This window comes from Streptomyces sp. NRRL S-350, from assembly GCF_000719705.1.
Taxonomy (GTDB): Bacteria; Actinomycetota; Actinomycetes; order Streptomycetales; family Streptomycetaceae; genus Kitasatospora.
In genome coordinates, this window is the sequence record NZ_JOHO01000002.1 from 165,495 (window position 1) to 182,551 (window position 17,057).

Sequence of the window (17,057 nt, forward strand, 5' to 3'; positions counted from 1 at the left end):
CCTCAGGACCGGCTCAGGCCTCAGGACCGGCCAGGGCCGGTATCAGCCGTACGGCCTCCGGGGCGTGCGCGTTGTGCCGCTCGGCCCAGGTGTTCAGCGCCGTCTGGCAGGCATGGTCGAGATGCCGGAGCCCGGTGAGGTCCAGTTCCACGACCCGGTCGGCCGGCTGCGCCTCGAGGGCGTCCAGGATCGTGGGCAGCCGGAGGAAGGTGGCGTTGCCCGTCAGCCGGACCCGGACGGCGCCGCCCGGCTGCTCCTCCGTCTCCACGTGCAGCCGGGACGTCTCCCAGGCGGTCTTGACGACCGACAGGCCCAGGCCGATCAGCACGCCCTCGAACATGTTGACCGTGACGATGGCCACGGCGGTCGCCGCGAGGACCACCGCCTCCGAACGGTGCTCGCGCCACAGCGGGCCGATGTGCTTGAACGGCAGGAGCTTGAACCCGGCGTGCACCAGGACCCCCGCGAGCGCCGCCACGGGGATGACGCCGAGGGCGGCCGGGAGCAGCGCGGCGAAGAGCAGCAGCCACACGCCGTGCAGCACCCGGGACGCCTTGGTCCTGGCACCGGCCTGGACGTTGGTGGCGCTGCGGACGATGACCGCGGTCATCGGCAGGGCGCCGAGGGCGCCGCAGAGCGTGTTGCCCGCCCCCTGGGCCATGAGCTCCTTGTCGTAGTCGGTGCGCGGTCCGTCGTGGAGGCGGTCGACGGCCGCCGCGCTGAAGAGGCTCTCGGCCGACGCGACGAGGGTGAAGGCCACGATCGTGACGATCAGGGCGGGGGTGAACTGGTCGAGCACGCCGGTACCGGGCGGCTGGATGGCGTCCAGGAGGCCCTTGACCTCGACCTTCTTCACCGGCTGGGGGAGCAGCCAGGCGGCGACCGTCGCGAGGAGGACGGCCACCAGTGCGCCCGGCACGACCCGCACCCTGGCCGGCAGCCGCTGCCACAGCACGATCACCGCGATGGTGCCGGCGCCGATCGCGAAGGAGTAGCCGGCGGAGGGCGTGGCGACGAGCCGGGACAGCAGGCCGGGCAGGCCGAGGATCTTGTCGACTCCGCTCGCGGGGGCGGGCCGGTCGGCCAGCGCATAGAGCTGGCCGGCGATGATGACCAGGCCGATGCCGGCCAGCATGCCCTCGACCACGGCGACGGAGATCGCGCGGAACCACCGGCCCCAGCGCAGCGCGCCGAGCAGCAGCTGGAGCAGACCGGTGGCGAGGACGACGACGCCGAGGACGGGCAGGCCGAACCGCTGTACGGTCTCGGCGACCAGGACGGTCAGCCCGGCCGCGGGGCCGCTGACCTGGAGGCTGCTGCCGGGCAGCGCGCCCGTCACCAGGCCGCCGACGATGCCGGTGATCAGGCCGAGTTCGGCCGGTACCCCCGAGGCGACGGCGACGCCGACGCAGAGCGGGAGGGCGACCAGGAACACGACGAGCGAGGCGGTGAGGTCGTACTTGAACAGGCCGAGCCTGAACGTGGGAAGACGCATGGAAGCCCTCATCGTTGGAGGTTCGGGAGTGGTGGTTCGGGAGTGGCGGGCCGCGGGGTCACCGGCGGCCGAGGGGGTCACAGTGGCAGGAAGGCGTCGGTTCCGGGGCGGTGGCTGAGGACGGCGCCGGTGTGCACTTCGTAGAACCAGCCGTGCAGGCCCAGCAGGCCCTGGTCGACCCGGCGGGCGACGCTCGGATGGGTGCGCAGCCGGTCCAGCTGGTCCAGGACGTGGCGTTGCACGGGAACGGCCAGGTCGTGGCCGGGCTCCCCGTCGGGTGTCAGCGAGGTGCCGTCGGAGAGCCAGTCCCGCACCGCGGGCACGGCGGTGAGGTCCTCGCCCCGCACGACGGCGCCCACGGCGCCGCAGTGGGAGTGCCCGCACACCACGATGTGGGCGACCCGCAGGACCTCGACCGCGTACTCGATGGTCGCGGCCTCGGCCGAGGGGACCGGCGGACGGTACGGCGGGACGATGTTGCCGGCCGTGCGCATCTCGAAGAGGTCCCCGGGCCGGGCGCCGGTGACGACGGAGGGGATGATGCGTGAGTCCGAGCAGGTGATGAACAGCGCCTGCGGGCTCTGGCCCGCCGCCAGCCGCCCGAAGGCGTCGGCGTCCCGCGCGGCACGGTGGCGGAAGGTACGGGCGTGGTCGATGAATGCTTGCATGTCGGTGCCTCGGGCCTTTCGGAAGTCGTGTGGGAACGGAGACTTCGGGACCGTGCCCGCTCGGTACGGGGGCAGCATGGAGCGCGGCGGCACGGGCGGTACTGCCGTGGGCCGTCGTGGACTGCCGGGTGCGGGGCGGCGGGCGTCACCGTTCAGGGCGTCGTGCGGGGCGCCGTCGGGCAGGCGTCATCGTGCGGGATGCGGCCGTGCGGGATGACGCTGTTCGGACGTCGCCGGTCGGGTGTCGCCGCCGTCGGTGAGCGTGCGGGCGCGGTCGGCGCCGATCAGCAGCGGAACACCTGGAGGACCGCCGCTCTGCTCCGTCTGCTCGTCCCGTAAGGCGGGTCGGTGACACCGACCGGCGACGGAGCGGCGGTGGCGGGGGCGTCGTCGGCGATGGCCGCGGTCGACTCGGGGCGCCGGTCGGGCACTTCGACGTCCCGCGGCCGTACCCAGCAGAGGCCGGGTGCGGACTTGGGGGCCACCGCCTCCTCGGCGAGCTTCGCCTCCGCGACCACCGCCCGGGGGCAGCGCTCCTGCCGGAGGAACGCGGACGCGGACTGGCACAGGACCAGCAGGCCGAACACGGCCACGAGGGCCACGGCGGCGGGGCCGATCACCCTCCTGACCGTGGACATTGACCACTCCTTTTACTGTGCCTGACCCTTTGTTGGCTTCTCCTTGAGTTTGACGGCTCGGAAAGCGCCCGGGTTCCGGATTTCGGTGAACAGTCCGTGAATCACTTCTGGTGGAAAGTGATGACGCGTCGGTCGCCGCTCCGAATGTGGGCGACCGGTGAATTGATTGCGATGCGACCTTTCGACGACCGGTTCGATTCGGTGTCGGTTCGTATGCGTGCAATATGCGAGGCGATCAGCCCGTACCGGAACTCCGGGACGAGGATTTCACGGGCCTCCGGCCACTGCTGTGAGAATACGGCTCGGCGGCCGGTGCCGGCCCACCCGGGAATGCCCTGGGGTGAGCCGACACCGGCCGCCGGCCTGTCGTCGATCGTTCGCGGGATTCCACCGTCGCCGGTTTGCGACCGGAGCCCCGCCGCCCGTTACCGGGCCGGTACGAATCCTCCCGAGACGCCGGCGGGGCCGCCCGCCGACTGCGCGTCGATGCGGTAGCTGTCACCGGCGGCATTGCGCGCACCGGCCGCGTGGTTGAACTGGCCGGCGAATTCGTGCTGGCCGACCGGTACCGTGCGGCCGGGCTTGAGGACCCAGCGGTAGACCAGCGCGCCGCCGGACTCCTGCACGGTGACGGTGAAGTCGTCGTTCGGCAGGGTCCGCCAGTTGCCGGTGTCCCGTACCTCACCGGTCTGGGCGATCCGCATTTCCACGGTGAGCGCGGTGAGCGGCTGGGTGGTTCTGATGGTGAGGTCGTTCTGGCCCCAGTAGATCGTGCTGTGCTGGTCCACCGAGCCGTCCGACCACAGCGGACCGTTCTGGGCCCGGCTGCTCGCCGAGGGCGTCGGGCGCGGGCTCGTGGGAGCCGGGGCGGGTGGCGCCGCGGTGGGGACGGCCGGCGCCGGAGCGGTGGTGGTCGGGGGGGCGGATCGGGCCGTGGGGGAGTCGGCCGCCGGGGAAGGGGCGGCCGGCGCGGTGGTGACGGTGTCCGACGGCGGCGGCGTCCCGACGATGGCGGCGACCGCGAGCCCGCCGGTCGCCAGGATGCCGGCGGTGGCGAGGCCGGCGAGGACGGCCCTGGGCCACGACCTCGCGAACGGCGGCGTGCGGTGGCGGCCGGGAGGGCCGGCCGCACCGCGTTCGACGCGGGCCAGGATCCGTGCACGGTCGGGCTGGTGGGCGTCGGCGGCCTCGCGCAGCCGCCGGGTGATGTCCTCGTTCACCGGTTCCTCCTTCCTGTCGTCAGTTCGCCGACCGCTCGTGCGCCGAGTGCGCGTTCCAGCTCGGCCATCCCCTTCGAGGTCTGGCTCTTCACCGTACCGACCGATATGCCCAGGGCCGCGGCGGTGTCCTTCTCCGAAAGGTCGAATGCGTGGCGCAGCACCACGCACGCGCGCTTGCGGAACGGCAGCCGGTCGAGTGCGGCACGGACGTCCAGCACGGCGGCCACGTCGGGGCCTTCCGTCTTCTCCGGGTTGCGGGACCAGAACAGCAGCACCCGGCGGCGCTCGCGGACCGCGCTGCGGATGCGGGCCCGGGCCATGTTGGCGACCACCCCGCGGGCGTAGGCGAGGGGGTGGTCGGCCGCGCGGAGCCGGTCCCAGCGCTGCCACAGGGCGATGAGGGCGTCCGCCGCGAGGTCGTCGGCGGCGTCCGCCTCGCCGGTCAGGAGATGGGCGAGGCGGGCGAGTTCGGCGTAGTGGCGTTCGAAGAAGTCGTGGAACTCCGCGGACGCGTCATCGAGGAGCATCTCCCTCGGTCGCCCTCTCCCTGCAATGTGAGCGTTAACAAGCGGCTTGAGCCTAGCAGTGCCCGTCATCGCCCTCGGAAGGTGGTCGCCCCGGGGGCGGAGCCCGGACGGCGGACGGGCCAGCGGCGCGGTCAATGCCGGGCGAACTGGGCGCGGGCCGACTGCGCGACCGCCGGTCGCAACGCGATCCCGTCGACGGTCAGTTGCTCCCCGTAGATGTCGGTGACCCTGATCTGGCCGCCGCATCCGGTGCCGTCGGCGGAGAGGAAGTAGTTGTAGTCGCTGCGGGGGAGCTGCCGCCAGCCGCCGGCCGCCCGGACCTCCAGCGTCGCGACCGGGTTCCGGTGGCCGATCGCCTGGATGCCGCACCACCACTGGCTGGACCCGGTCTGGTACCGGATCGACATGGTGTCCGGCGCCGTGGCGGGGCTCAGCAGCGTCCAGGTGACCGGGAGGCGGCCCACCGAGAGCTCGGCGAGCTTGGCGAAGGCCTCGTGGCTGAGGTCGAGCTGCCCGGGAGCACAGGGCAGGGGGCACTCGTTGACGATCCGCACGGTGATGCTCGCCCCGTTGGCGGCGCGGACGAGTACGGAGGCCCCGCACGCCTTGGACGACTCGTAGTCGGTGTGGTTCATCGCCGCGACCATGAGGTCGCCGGACGGGCCGAACGAGCAGGCGCCGTTGCCGTCGGCCGCGTCGTAGGAGGTGGCGACGCCCTGGTAGGCCGTCCCGGGCTTGATCCGCCCGGCCAGGGAGGCCGTGGAAGCGGCGGCGCCCGCGTTCCCGCCGGTGGGGGGTGCGGAAGCGGCGGGGGCCGACGGCGTGGCGGCGGTCGACGACTGCCGGGTGGGGGTGGCCGGGCGCGAGGGGGTGCCGGGAGCCGACGGCGGGGCGCTGTCGGCCGACGGGGCCGCCGTGGTGGGCGTGGCCCCCGCCGGGGCACCGGTGTCCGGGGGCGTGGCCGGTTCGGTGGCCGGCTGGGTGGCCGGCGCGGTCGTCGCGACGGACGCGGCGGCCGGTTGCCCGGCGGCCGCGTCCCCGGAACCCGCACCGCCGCCGCTGCCCGGGAGGAGCGCGAACGCCAGGCACGCCAGTACGGCGGCCGCCACCAGCGCCAACGGAATGCCCATGACCAGCCCGCGCTTCGGCTGCGGGGCGGCGTGCTTCGTTGCCCTCATTCCCATCCATTCGGTAGATCGACTCGACGTTGCACTGCCCAGTGGGCGCCGGGGCCGGAAAGGTTGCCGCTCCGCGCGGATTTTTTTCCGCGTGGCCGCGTGGCCGCGTGGCCGCGGGGGCGACCCGACGAGGACCGGAGGCGGGCAGGACGGGCAGGGCGGGCAGGACGGGCAGGACGGGTCGCCGGGGACGACGTGGGCGACGGTGCCGGCGTACCGGTGCCGGTCGCCGTTGGTCCGCATCCTCCGGTCATCTGTCGGTTGCCGCCGTCGCCGAGGAGGTTGCCGCCGGTGCGAGGAAATCTCCGAGGAGGTGGGCGACGGTTGAAGGGCGGGGCCGGCCGCCTCCCGGCTGCCGGCCCCGCCCCGGTCGTGGTCGCCGCGTGGGCGACCTCAGTGCGTCAGGAGAGCGTCCACTGCTGGGCGGTGGTGCCGGTGCCGGTCTCCTGGTCGACGGCGGCGCCGGCCGTGGTGGAGGCGCCGGTCACGCCGATGACGAGGCCGCTGTGGACGTTGACCAGGACGAAGGTGGTGCCGGTGAGGCTGCCCACCAGGTCGGCGGCCCACTGCTGGTTGGCGCCGCCGTTGCAGGTCCACTGCTGGAGCTGCAGCCCGCCGGCGGTGGACCAATCCGGCACGTCCAGGCACAGGCCGCTGCGGACGCTGGTGAGCGTGAAGAGGTTGTCCGCCACGCGGTGCAGCGTCCACTGCTGGTTGCCACCGCCGTTGGACTGCCACTGCACGATCTTCGCGCCGGTGTCGGTGGACGCTCCGGTGACGTCCGCGAGCAGGCCGCTGCCGGCGTTCCTCAGGGTGTGGACGGCGTCGGTGGGGACGCCGGACCCGGGGGTCCAGGTACCGGCGGCGGTGTCGAGCGACCAGGAGGGGTACTGGCCGAGGTTGACCGTGGTGCCGCGGATGGTGAGGGGGAGCCAGATCAGCGGGGAGTTGCCGAGGTCGCCGGTGTTCCAACGGTCTCCGGCGTACAGGTACGTGGTGCCGGCGCTGCCCTGGACGGGGATGATGTTCGCGGTCTGGCTGTTGTACGTGTGGGTGCCGGGGGCGGCCAGGTCCCGGAACGGGGACCAGGGGCCGCTCAGGGAGGCGGCGGTGGCGTAGACGTTGTCGTTGCTGCTCCAGCCGCTCAGGTGGGAGCCGAGGAGGTAGTACGTGCCGTCGATCTTCGCCATCGCGGGTGCCTCGTAGTCCGGCAGGACGGTGACCTCGCCGGCCACCGACAGGTAGTCGGCGGAGAGCCGGTCGATCCGCAGGCCGTTCTGACGGTCCTCGCTGAGCAGGTAGGCGGAGCCGTCGGACTCCTGGAACAGGCCGATGTCGCGACTCTGGTGGCCGAGTGGCCGGAAGCTGCCCCGGTAGGTGTAGGGACCGCACGGGGTGGCGCTGGTGGCGACGCCGACCTTGGCCTCGGCGTAGTTCGTGTCGTCGATGTGCACGTACATCACGTACGTGCCGGTCGAGGCGTTGCGGAGGACCTTGGGGCGTTCGACGATCCGGTGGGGGCCGAGGTCGCCGTCGGCCTGCCCGGCGAGGGCGACGCCCTGGTAGGTCCAGGTGCCGAGGTCGGTGGAGGTGTAGCAGGGGATGTCCTGGAACGACGTGTCGGCGCCGGTCCTCCCGGTCTTGTCCTCGCCGAAGCCGTACCAGGTGCTGCCGACCTTGACGATGCCCAGGCCGTGCAGTTGGAGGGTGTGGCCGTTCTGGTCGGTCCGGGTGGCGCCGAGGGTGAACGAGACGGTGGCGGCGTGCGCGGGCGCGGCCGCCACGGACGGGCCGGCCAACCCGAGGACGGTCGCCAGGGTGATCGAGGCCACCCTGCGCAGGTTCGCGGTCACACGGTGAAGAAGGGTCCTGACCATGGTGTCCCTTGTCTGTCGTGGTGGACGGGTGTCGGCCCGGCGGCGGCGCGGCGCGGACGCGATCAGTCCTCGGTGGGGCCGAGGTCGGGTGCCGCGCGCAGGTCGACGGTGCGGGCCGTAGGGGCTGCGTGCAGTTCCAGCACGGTGATCTCGTTGCGGCCCGGCCGCAGCACCGGGCCGGGCAGGTACAGCGAGCGCTGCGGGCCGCGGGACCAGTAACGGCCGAGGTGGAACGCGTTGACCCAGACGTTGCCCTTGGTCCAGCCGGGCAGGTGGACGAAGGTGTCGGCCGGGGTGTCGACCTCGAAGGTGCCGCGGTGGAAGGCCGGGCCCACGACGGGCCCGGCGCCGCCGGTGAAGGCGAGCCCGCTGAGCGAGGCGAGGGGGAGCGGCTGGTTGGTCCAGCCGGTGAGTTCGGCGCCGTTGAGGCGGACCCCGCCGAGCAGCCCCTTGCGGTCGTGGATGCCGGGCCCGTAGTTGACCCGGCCCTGGTTCTCCACCAGCAGGCGCAGGACGCTGCCCGCGCGGGGGACGGCGAGCGCGAGGGCGTGCTCGTGCCGCTCACGCTCCAGGACGCCCACGGGCTGGCCGTCGACGAAGACCTGGGCCCGGTCGCGCACGTCCTCGACCTCCAACAGGGCCGGGCCCGCGGCGGGCAGGACGGTCTCGTAGCGGACGAACCCGAAGTCCTGGCCGAGCTGTTCCATCGTGAGCGGCCGCTCCGAGGGCACCGGTGCGTCCGGAAGGGGCAGGCTCCCGAAGAGCGGAGCCGTCTCGGTCAGGGCGATCCCGGGTGCGGTGAGCTTCGGGCCGCGGGCGGGTGTCGGCTCGGGCGGGACGGGGGCGTACTTGGCCAGGACCGTGCGGAAGGCCTCGTACTTCTCGGTGGGGTCGCCGCTCTCGTCGAGCGGGGCGTCGTAGTCGTAGGAGGTGACGGTGGGACGGTAGGTGTGCTTGTCGTTGGCGCCGTTGGTGAAGCCGAAACTGGTGCCGCCGTGGAACATGTACAGGTTGACCGACGCGCCCGTCGACAGCAGCTCGTCCAACTCCTGGGCGGCCTGGGCGGGATCGCGGACCACGTGGTGGGCGCCCCAGCGGTCGAACCAGCCGTTCCAGAACTCGCTGCACATCAGGGGGCCGGTGGGCCGGTGGGCGCGCAGGGCGGCGAGCCCCCGCCCGGACTGGCTGCCGAAGTTGGCCGTGGCGAGCGTGCCGGGGAGTGATCCCCGGCCCAGGTCGGCGGGCTGGTCGCAGGTGAAGAGGGGCACGTCGACGCCGAGCCGGCGCAGGAGGGCGGCGAGGTGGGCGAGGTGGGCGGTGTCGTCGGCGTAGGCGCCGTACTCGTTCTCCACCTGTACCGCGAGGACGGGGCCGCCGCGGGTGGCCAGGCGGTCCAGCACCGGGGGGAGCAGGTGGCCGAAGTAGCCGTCCACGGCGGCCAGGTACGTCGGGTCCTGGCTGCGCAGCCGGACGTCGGGGTCGGCGAGGAGCCAGGACGGCAGGCCGCCGCCTTCCCACTCGGCGCAGATGTACGGCCCGGGGCGCAGCAGGACGTGGAGCCCTTCGGCGGCGGCGAGGTCGAGGAACGCCGGGAGGTCGAGCCCGGCGTCGAGGCGGAAGGTGTCGGGCCGGGGCTGGTGGAGGTTCCAGGGGACGTACGTCTCCACGGTGTTGAGGCCCATCAGGCGGGCCTTGCGCAGCCGGTCGGCCCAGTGGTCGGGGTGGACGCGGAAGTAGTGCAGTCCGCCGGAGATGATCCGGAACGGCTCGCCGTCGAGAATGAAGTCGTCGCCTTCGATCTGCAGGACGGGCATGGGGCAGGGTGCTCCGTAGGTCGTCGGGCGGCCCCGAGGGGCGCGGGTCGCATCGGGCGTCGGGCGGGAGTCGGCGGCGCCGGGGCGGCGTCGGGCGGGAGTCGCCGGCGGGTGGCCGGGTGCGGTCACCGGCCGGTGCTGAAGCCCTGGTCGGCGCCGTACTTGACGGACGCGTCCTGCCACGCCTTCAGGCCGGAGGCCAGCGTGGTGGAGGAGACGTAGGCCTTGCCGACGGTGTCGTTGAAGACCGAGTTGGCGTAGACCTGGTAGGGCAGGTACTGCCAGCCGGTCGCCACGTTCCTGGCCGAGTCCGAGAAGACCTTGTTGGCCTGCTGGCCGCCGAAGTACGGGAAGGCGGTGTCCAGGAAGGCCTGGGAGTCGAGGTCGGCCGTGGTGGCGGGGAAGGCGCCGCCCTTGAGGCGGGTCTGCACGCCGTCCCCGGCATTCGCGAACTTCAGGAAGGCGTAGCCGAGGTCCTGGTTGGGGCTGGACTTCATGACGGCGAGGGAGCTGCCGCCGTTCTCGGCGCCGGCCGTCCGGCCCTGCTGCCACTGCGGCAGCGGGGCGACCCGCCAGTCACCGGAGGCCGAGGGGACGCCGGAGACGAGGTTGGCGGGCATCCAGGCGCCGGTGGCGAGGGTGGCGATGGTGCCGTCGCCCAGGCCCTTGTACCACTGGTCGCTCCAGGAGGTGACGGGTGCGACGAGGTGGTCGGAGAGCAGCTTCTGCCAGGTGTCGGCGAACTTCGTGCTCCCCGCGTCGGTGAAGTCGACGGAGACCTTGGTGCCGTCCACCTTGTAGGGGTGGCCCCCGGCCTGCCAGATCATGCTGGTGGTGAAGCCGGCGTCGCCCGCGTCATTGGTGATGTAGGCGTTGGGGTTCGCGGCGTGGAGCTTCCGGGCGTCGTCGACGTACTCGTCCCAGGTGGTGGGTACCGTGAGCTGGTACTGGTCGAAGACCTTCTTGTTGTAGAAGAGCGCCATCGGCCCGGAGTCCATCGGGAGCGCGTAGATGCCTCCGTTGACGCTGACGGAGTTCCACGGCCCGGGCGAGTACTGCTTCGAGAGGTCGGACGCCCCGTACTTGTCGAGGTTCAGCAGCGACTTGCCGAGCGCGAACTGGCCGAGCGCGTAGTACTCGACCTGGGCGACGTCGGGGCCGCCGCTGCCGGCCTGGACCGCGTTCTGCAGGGCCGTGTACTGCTTGTCGCCCGTGCCGACGTTGACCAGGTTGACGTGCACCTTGGGGTACTTGGCCTCGAACTCGGTGACGACCTGCTTGAGGGTGGGCTCCCACGCCCACACCGTGATCGTGCCGCCCTTGTCGAGGGCCGCGTCGAGGCTCGCCGCGGACACCGGGCCGGAGCCGGAGCCGGAGCCGGAGGTGGAGCCGCTGCTGCAGGCGGTGAGGGCGAGCGTGGCGGCGCACAGCAGGCCGAGGCCACGCAGCGGCCGGCGAACTGCCTTGGTTCTCATGTCGGTCACTCCTTGACGCTTCCCGCGGCCAGGCCGGACTGCCAGTACCGCTGGAGCAGCAGGAACGCCGCGATCAGGGGGAGGATGGTGAGCAGGGATCCGGTGATCACCAGGTTGAACACGGGCTGTCCGCCGGCGGTGGCCGCCTGGTCGTTCCAGGCGCTGAGGCCGAGCGTGAGCGGGTACCAGTTCGGGTCCTTGATCATGATCAGCGGGAGGAAGTAGTTGTTCCACGTCGTGACCACGGTGAACAGCAGCACGGTGACGATGCCGGGGGCCAGCAGCGGGAGGCTGATCCGGAAGAAGGTGCGCAGCTCGCCCGAGCCGTCGACGCGCGCGGCCTCCAGCAGTTCGGTGGGGACGGCCTCGGTGGCGAACACCCACATCAGGTAGAGCCCGAACGGGGAGACCAGCGAGGGGATGATGACGGCCCAGGGCGTGTTGGTCAGCCCCATCCTGCTGAACATCAGGAAGGTGGGGACGGCCAGGGCGGTCGTGGGCACCGCCACCGCGCCGATGACGAGGGCGAACACGGTCCGCTTGCCGCGGAAGTCGAACTTCGCCAGGCCGTAACCGCCGAGGACGGCGAGGAGGGTGGCGCCGCCGGCGCCGAGCGCCACGTAGAGCAGGGTGTTGAGCAGCCACCGGCCGAAGATGCCGTCGCCGTAGGTGAGCGTCTGGCGGATGTTGTCCCACAGGGCGAAGCGGCCGCTGAACCAGGCGCCGGGGGATCCGAGCAGGTCCTCCTGGGACTTCGTCGCGCTGATGACCAGCCAGGCGAGCGGTACCAGGGTGTAGAGCACGACCAGGCCGGCGAGGACGGTGACCGCGGTGCTCCGGCGGGGCCGGTCGACGGAGTGGACCCGCCGGCGCCTCCGGGTGACGGTGCCGGCGGAGGGCGTGCGGAGCCGGGCCGGGGCGTCCGTTGCGGTGGGCATCGGTCAGCTCTCCTTTCGCATGCCGCGCAGCTGGAAGGCGTACGCGATGACCACGGTGATGAGGCCCATGACGATCGCGACGGTGGCGGCGTAGTTCTGCTGCCGGCCCGAGAAGGACAGCGTGTAGGTGTAGTAGTTGGGCGTGTAGTACGACGTGATGGCGTTGGGCGCCGGGGTCTTGAGGATGGCGGGCTCGTTGAAGAGCTGGAAGCTGCCGATGATCGAGAAGACGGTCGCGATGACCAGGGCCCCGCGGATGGCGGGGAGTTTGATCGCCGTGACGACCCGCCACTGCCCGGCGCCGTCGATCTCGGCCGCCTCGTAGAGGGAGTGCGGGACGACGCGCAGGGCCGAGTAGAAGATCAGCATGTTGTAGCCGACGAACTCCCAGGTCACGATGTTGCCGATGCCCGCGAGCACGAGGTCGGGGGAGAGCGGGTCGGGCAGCGTGACGCCGAACGTCCGGTTGACGTCCCCGACCAGGCCGAAGCGCGATCCGTAGAGGAACCCCCACATGAGCGTGGCGACGACCGCCGGCACGGCGTAGGGGAGGAAGACGGTGATGCGGAAGAAGTTCCTGCCGTACAGCCGTCCGCTGTCCAGCGCCAGGGCGGCCAGCAGGGCGATCCCGAGCATGACGGGCACCTGGACGGCCAGGAAGAGCGCCACCCGCCAGAAGCCGGACCAGAACTTCGGGTCCTGGAAGACCTGTTGGTAGTGGTCGAGGCCGACGAAGGAGTTGCCGCCGATCAGGCGGTCCTGGAACAGGCTGAGGTAGGCCGAGTAGCCGATGGGTGCCAGGAAGACCAGGCCGAACACCGCCAGGAACGGCCCGGTGAAGCCCCAGCCGACCAGTCCGCGCCGACTGCGCCGGCGCGGTGGGGCTCCGCGACCCGCCGCGGCGGGTGGTGAGGTGATCGTCATGACCGTCCCGAGGTGGAGGTGGGATGGGCCTCGGCTTCCGGCGTCCCGTCCTGGCCGAGACCGCATGTTTACGTAAACACCCCGCTGACGCATCGCTGGACGTTTACGTAAACATTGGATTAGCGTGATGTTGACACCACCGCCGACGAGCGTCAAGAGGGAACGTTCCCGCGTCGAGGCCCCGGCGGACGGGCCCGACCAGGAAGGCAACACGTGGGCAGTGCAAGGACCTTGGCGGAGTCCGCAGGAGCCGAGGACGCCCCGGCAGGCGGGCGCGGGCGCCGCCGCGGCCCGTCGATGGCGGACGTCGCCCGGCTGGCGGGGGTCTCCTCGCAGACCGTCTCCCGGGTGTCGAACGGCAGCAAGGGCGTGGTCGAGGAGACCCGCCGGCGCGTGCTCGACGCCATGAAGGAACTCGGCTACCGGCCCAACAGCGCGGCCCGCGCCCTGAAGGCCGGAGAGTTCCGCACCCTCGGCGTCATCCTGTTCACGCTCTCGACCACCGGCAACGTTCGCACCCTCGAGGCGATCACCGAGTCCGCCGCCAGGGAGGGCTACGCGATCACGCTCATGCCGGTGGCCGTCCCGACGCAGACGGGCGTGCACGGCGCGTTCACCCGGCTCAGCGAACTCGCCGTGGACGGCATCATCGCGATCATGGAGGTCCACCTCCTCGACACCGCCACCATCTCGCTGCCCCCGCACATCCAGGTCGTCGTCGCCGACTCGGACGCGGGCGAGCGCTACAGCGTGGTCGACACCGACCAGAGCGAGGGCGCCCGCGCCGCCGTCCGGCACCTCGTCGACCTCGGCCACGACACCGTCTGGCACCTCGCCGGACCGGAGGAATCGTTCGCGGCCCAACGCCGCGCGGACGCCTGGCGGGCCGTCCTGGAGGGCGCCGGCCGCGCCGTGCCCCCCGTCGTCCGGGGCGACTGGTCGGCCGAGTCCGGCTACCGCGCCGGCCTCCTCCTGGCAGAGCGGCCGGACTGCACCGCGGTCTTCGCGGCCAACGACCAGATGGCCCTCGGCCTGCTGCGCGCGCTCCACGAGCGCGGCAGACGCGTTCCGCAGGACGTCAGCGTCGTGGGCTTCGACGACATCGCGGAGGCGTCCTCCTTCATCCCGCCGCTGACCACCGTCCACCAGGACTTCGGCGAGGTCGGCCGGCTGTGCGTCGAAGGCGTGCTGGACCAGATCCGCAACCGGACGGCTGAACAGGGCACCACCCTCGTCCCCACCCGGCTCGTCGTGCGGGCCAGCACCGCTGCCCCGCCGGCCCCGGGGCGGCGCGCCACCTGAGCGCGCCACCTGAGCGCGGCGCCCGGCGGCCGGTGGGAGGGACGGACGAAACGGTGGGGGAGGGACGGGAAAACGGGAGGGCGGGCTGCGGTGCCTCGGCACCGCAGCCCGCCCTCCCGTGGTCGGGTGGTCCGGTCAGGACCCTGCCCGGCGCTTGTTGTAGACGTCGAAGCCGACGGCCGCGAGCAGGACCAGGCCCTTGATGACCTGCTGGTAGTCGGTGCCGACGCCGACCAGTGACATGCCGTTGTTGAGGACGCCCAGCACCAGGCCGCCGATGATGGCGCCGAGGACGGTGCCCACACCGCCGCTCGCGGAGGCGCCGCCGATGAACGCGGCGGCGATGGCCTCCAGTTCGAAGTTGATGCCGGCCTGCGGCGTGCCGGCGTTGAGGCGGGCCGCGAAGACCAGTCCGGCGAGCGCCGCGAGGACGCCCATGTTGGTGAAGGCGAGGAAGACGACCCGCTTGCTCTTCACCCCGGACAGCTTGGCCGCCGCCTCGTTGCCGCCGATGGCGTAGGTGTGCCGGCCGATGATCGAGTTGCGCATCAGGTAGCCGAAGCCGACCAGCAGCGCGCCGAGGATCAGCAGCACGATCGGCACGCCGTGGTAGCTGGCGAGCAGGAGGGTGAAGGTCGCCACGGCGGCGGTGATCACGGCGAGCTTGACCAGGAACAGCCCGAACGGGAGCAGTTCGAGCCCGTACGAGGCGGTCTGGCGCCGGCCGCGCACCTCCTGCAGGATCGCGACGGCCAGCACCGCGAGGCCCAGCAGCAGGGTGAGGTTGTGGTAGTTGGTGTGCGGGCCGACCTCGGGGAGGAAGCCGCTGCTGATGCTCTGGAAGCCCTTGGGGAACGGCGCCACCGACTGGCCCTGCAGGAGGATCTGGGTGCCGCCGCGGAACAGCAGCATGCCCGCCAGGGTGACGATGAACGACGGGATGCCCAGGTAGGCGATCCAGAAGCCCTGCCAGGCGCCGGCCAGGGCGCCGACCAGCAGCGCGGCCACCATCGCGACGGGCCACGGCACGTGGTGCTTGACCATCATCACCGCGGCGGCGGCCCCGACGAAGGCCGCCAGGGAGCCGACCGAGAGGTCGATGTGCCCGGCGATGATGACGATCATCATCCCGATCGCCAGGATGAGGATGTAACCGTTCTGCTGGATCAGGTTGGTGATGTTGAGCGGCTGGAGGAGGATGCCGTCCGTCCAGATCTGGAAGAGCAGCACGATCAGCGCCAGCGCGACCAGCATGCCGTACTGGCGCACGTTGCCCCGCAGTGCGCGGGTCAGCACGGCACCGACGGAGGGGCTGGGGTCGCCCTGCGGTGCCTTGGGGGACGAATCCGTGATGATCTCGGTCGGGGCCATGCCTCACACCTGCTCGTTGCTGAATGCGGCGCTCATGGTCATGAGCCGCATGAGGGATTCCTGGGTGGCGTCGGCGCGGGCCACTTCACCGGTGATCCGGCCTTCGGCCATGGTGTAGATCCGGTCGCACAGGCCCAGGAGTTCGGGGAGTTCGGACGATATGACGAGCACGGCCTTGCCCTGGGCCGCGAGTTCGGCGATGACGGTGTAGATCTCCGCCTTCGCTCCGATGTCGATGCCGCGGGTGGGCTCGTCGAGGATCAGCACCTCGGGCTCGGCGAAGATCCACTTGCTGAGGACGACCTTCTGCTGGTTGCCGCCGCTGAGCGTGCCGGTCCGGGTGAACACCGTCGGGGCCTTGATGTTCATGGTCCGCCGGAAGGACTCGGCGACCCGGGTCTCCTCGTGCCGGTTGACCCGGCCGTACTTCGCGACCTTGCCGAGGGCGCTCAGGGAGATGTTCCGGCTGATGTCGTCGATGAGGTTGAGGCCGAACTGCTTGCGGTCCTCGGTGACGTACGCGATGCCGTGCCCGATCGCCTCGGGCACCGTGCGGGTGTGGATCTCCCGGCCGTGCAGCCGCACCCGGCCGTCGGCCCACCGCCCGTACGAGCGGCCGAAGACGCTCATGGCCAGCTCGGTGCGGCCGGCGCCCATCAGGCCGGCGATGCCGACGATCTCGCCGCACCGCACGTTCAGCGAGGCGCCGTCGACCACCATGCGCTGCTGGTCGATCGGGTGCCGGACGCTCCAGTCCTCGACCTCGAAGGCGACCTCGCCGATGTCCGGCGTGCGCTCGGGGTAGCGGTGCTCCAGGTCGCGGCCGACCATGCCGCGGATGATCCGCTCCTCGGAGATTCCCTCGGAGCCGATCGCGATGGTCTCGATGGTCTGCCCGTCGCGCAGGATGGTCACGGAGTCGGCGACCCGGGCGATCTCGTTCAGCTTGTGCGAGATGATGATGCAGGAGATGCCCTGCGCCTTGAGCTCCAGGATCAGGTCGAGCAGCTTGCGGCTGTCCTCGTCGTTCAGCGCGGCGGTCGGCTCGTCCAGGATGAGCAGCTTGACCTTCTTGGCGAGCGCCTTGGCGATCTCGACCAACTGCTGCTTGCCCACGCCGAGGTCGGCGATCCGGGTGTGCGGGCTCTCGTCGAGGCCGACCTGGCGGAGCAGCTCGGCGGCGTGGGTGAGTGTCCGGTGCCAGCTGATGATGCCCCGGGAGGCGTGCTCGTTGCCGAGGAAGACGTTCTCGGCGATGGACAGGTACGGCACCAGCGCCAGTTCCTGGTGGATGATGACGATGCCGCGCTGCTCGCTGGCCCGGATGTCCTTGAAGCGGCAGGGCTCGCCCTCGAAGAGGATCTCGCCCTCGTAGCTGCCGTGCGGGTAGACGCCGCTGAGCACCTTCATCAGGGTGGACTTGCCGGCGCCGTTCTCGCCGCAGATGGCGTGCACCTCACCGGCGCCGACGCTCAGGTTGACCTCGGAGAGCGCCTTGACGCCCGGGAACGACTTGCTGATCGACCGCATTTCGAGAACGGGTCCAGCCATGGTTGTGCGTCCGTATCGTTCGGGGGCGGTGCGGTGGGGGAAGCATCCGGGATCTCGGGGAAGCGTCGCGGGCTCCGGG

Annotated in this window: 14 protein-coding genes; 1 reads left to right on the top strand and 13 read right to left on the bottom strand. The window is 71.7% G+C overall.

Annotated elements, in window-relative coordinates:
• Window positions 1-13: 13 nt before the first annotated feature.
• From IF30_RS0102245 to IF30_RS0102295, 11 genes are all read right to left on the bottom strand, one after another.
• Window positions 14-1,495, bottom strand: a complete 1,482-nt coding sequence (locus IF30_RS0102245; RefSeq protein ID WP_037898692.1) for a SulP family inorganic anion transporter — start codon at window positions 1,493-1,495, stop codon at window positions 14-16.
• A 77-nt stretch (window positions 1,496-1,572) separates the two neighbouring features.
• The gene (locus IF30_RS0102250) at window positions 1,573-2,163 is read right to left on the bottom strand and encodes a carbonic anhydrase (protein ID WP_030231119.1); all 591 of its coding nucleotides are present in this window, start codon (window positions 2,161-2,163) and stop codon (window positions 1,573-1,575) included.
• Between the two features lie 284 nt (window positions 2,164-2,447).
• Window positions 2,448-2,801: a hypothetical protein gene (locus tag IF30_RS0102255; protein ID WP_030231121.1), complete on the bottom strand. Its 354-nt coding sequence runs from the start codon at window positions 2,799-2,801 to the stop codon at window positions 2,448-2,450.
• A 425-nt stretch (window positions 2,802-3,226) separates the two neighbouring features.
• The gene (locus tag IF30_RS0102260) at window positions 3,227-4,021 is read right to left on the bottom strand and encodes a hypothetical protein (RefSeq protein ID WP_030231123.1); all 795 of its coding nucleotides are present in this window, start codon (window positions 4,019-4,021) and stop codon (window positions 3,227-3,229) included.
• A complete protein-coding gene (locus tag IF30_RS0102265; RefSeq protein ID WP_030231125.1) occupies window positions 4,018-4,548 on the bottom strand; it encodes a SigE family RNA polymerase sigma factor in 531 nt (176 codons plus the stop codon). The genes IF30_RS0102260 and IF30_RS0102265 overlap by 4 nt, the downstream gene beginning before the upstream one ends.
• A 131-nt stretch (window positions 4,549-4,679) precedes the next feature.
• A complete protein-coding gene (locus IF30_RS0102270; protein WP_030231128.1) occupies window positions 4,680-5,726 on the bottom strand; it encodes an expansin EXLX1 family cellulose-binding protein in 1,047 nt (348 codons plus the stop codon).
• 401 nt (window positions 5,727-6,127) lie between these two features.
• Window positions 6,128-7,579, bottom strand: a complete 1,452-nt coding sequence (locus IF30_RS0102275; protein ID WP_030231131.1) for an RICIN domain-containing protein — start codon at window positions 7,577-7,579, stop codon at window positions 6,128-6,130.
• A gap of 86 nt (window positions 7,580-7,665) precedes the next feature.
• The gene (locus IF30_RS0102280; protein WP_030231133.1) at window positions 7,666-9,417 is read right to left on the bottom strand and encodes a glycoside hydrolase family 35 protein; all 1,752 of its coding nucleotides are present in this window, start codon (window positions 9,415-9,417) and stop codon (window positions 7,666-7,668) included.
• Window positions 9,418-9,542: 125 nt separating this feature from the next.
• Window positions 9,543-10,892, bottom strand: a complete 1,350-nt coding sequence (locus tag IF30_RS0102285; RefSeq protein WP_030231136.1) for an ABC transporter substrate-binding protein — start codon at window positions 10,890-10,892, stop codon at window positions 9,543-9,545.
• A gap of 5 nt (window positions 10,893-10,897) precedes the next feature.
• Window positions 10,898-11,830: a carbohydrate ABC transporter permease gene (locus IF30_RS0102290; RefSeq protein WP_030231138.1), complete on the bottom strand. Its 933-nt coding sequence runs from the start codon at window positions 11,828-11,830 to the stop codon at window positions 10,898-10,900.
• Between the two features lie 3 nt (window positions 11,831-11,833).
• Complete coding sequence (locus IF30_RS0102295) at window positions 11,834-12,754, bottom strand: carbohydrate ABC transporter permease (RefSeq protein WP_030231140.1); 921 nt, start codon at window positions 12,752-12,754, stop codon at window positions 11,834-11,836.
• A 297-nt stretch (window positions 12,755-13,051) separates the two neighbouring features.
• Here IF30_RS0102295 and IF30_RS0102300 point away from each other — a divergent pair, with 297 nt between their 5' ends.
• Window positions 13,052-14,056, top strand: a complete 1,005-nt coding sequence (locus tag IF30_RS0102300; protein ID WP_037898794.1) for a LacI family DNA-binding transcriptional regulator — start codon at window positions 13,052-13,054, stop codon at window positions 14,054-14,056.
• A gap of 135 nt (window positions 14,057-14,191) precedes the next feature.
• On the opposite strand, the gene mmsB is transcribed toward IF30_RS0102300, so the two are convergent.
• On the bottom strand, window positions 14,192-15,427 hold the full coding sequence (gene mmsB / locus IF30_RS0102305; protein WP_030231144.1) for a multiple monosaccharide ABC transporter permease: 1,236 nt from the start codon (window positions 15,425-15,427) through the stop codon (window positions 14,192-14,194).
• A gap of 3 nt (window positions 15,428-15,430) precedes the next feature.
• Window positions 15,431-16,978 carry a multiple monosaccharide ABC transporter ATP-binding protein gene (mmsA, locus tag IF30_RS0102310; protein ID WP_030231146.1) on the bottom strand — a complete coding sequence of 516 codons (1,548 nt, stop codon included), beginning with the start codon at window positions 16,976-16,978 and terminating at the stop codon, window positions 15,431-15,433.
• Window positions 16,979-17,057: the final 79 nt, after the last annotated feature.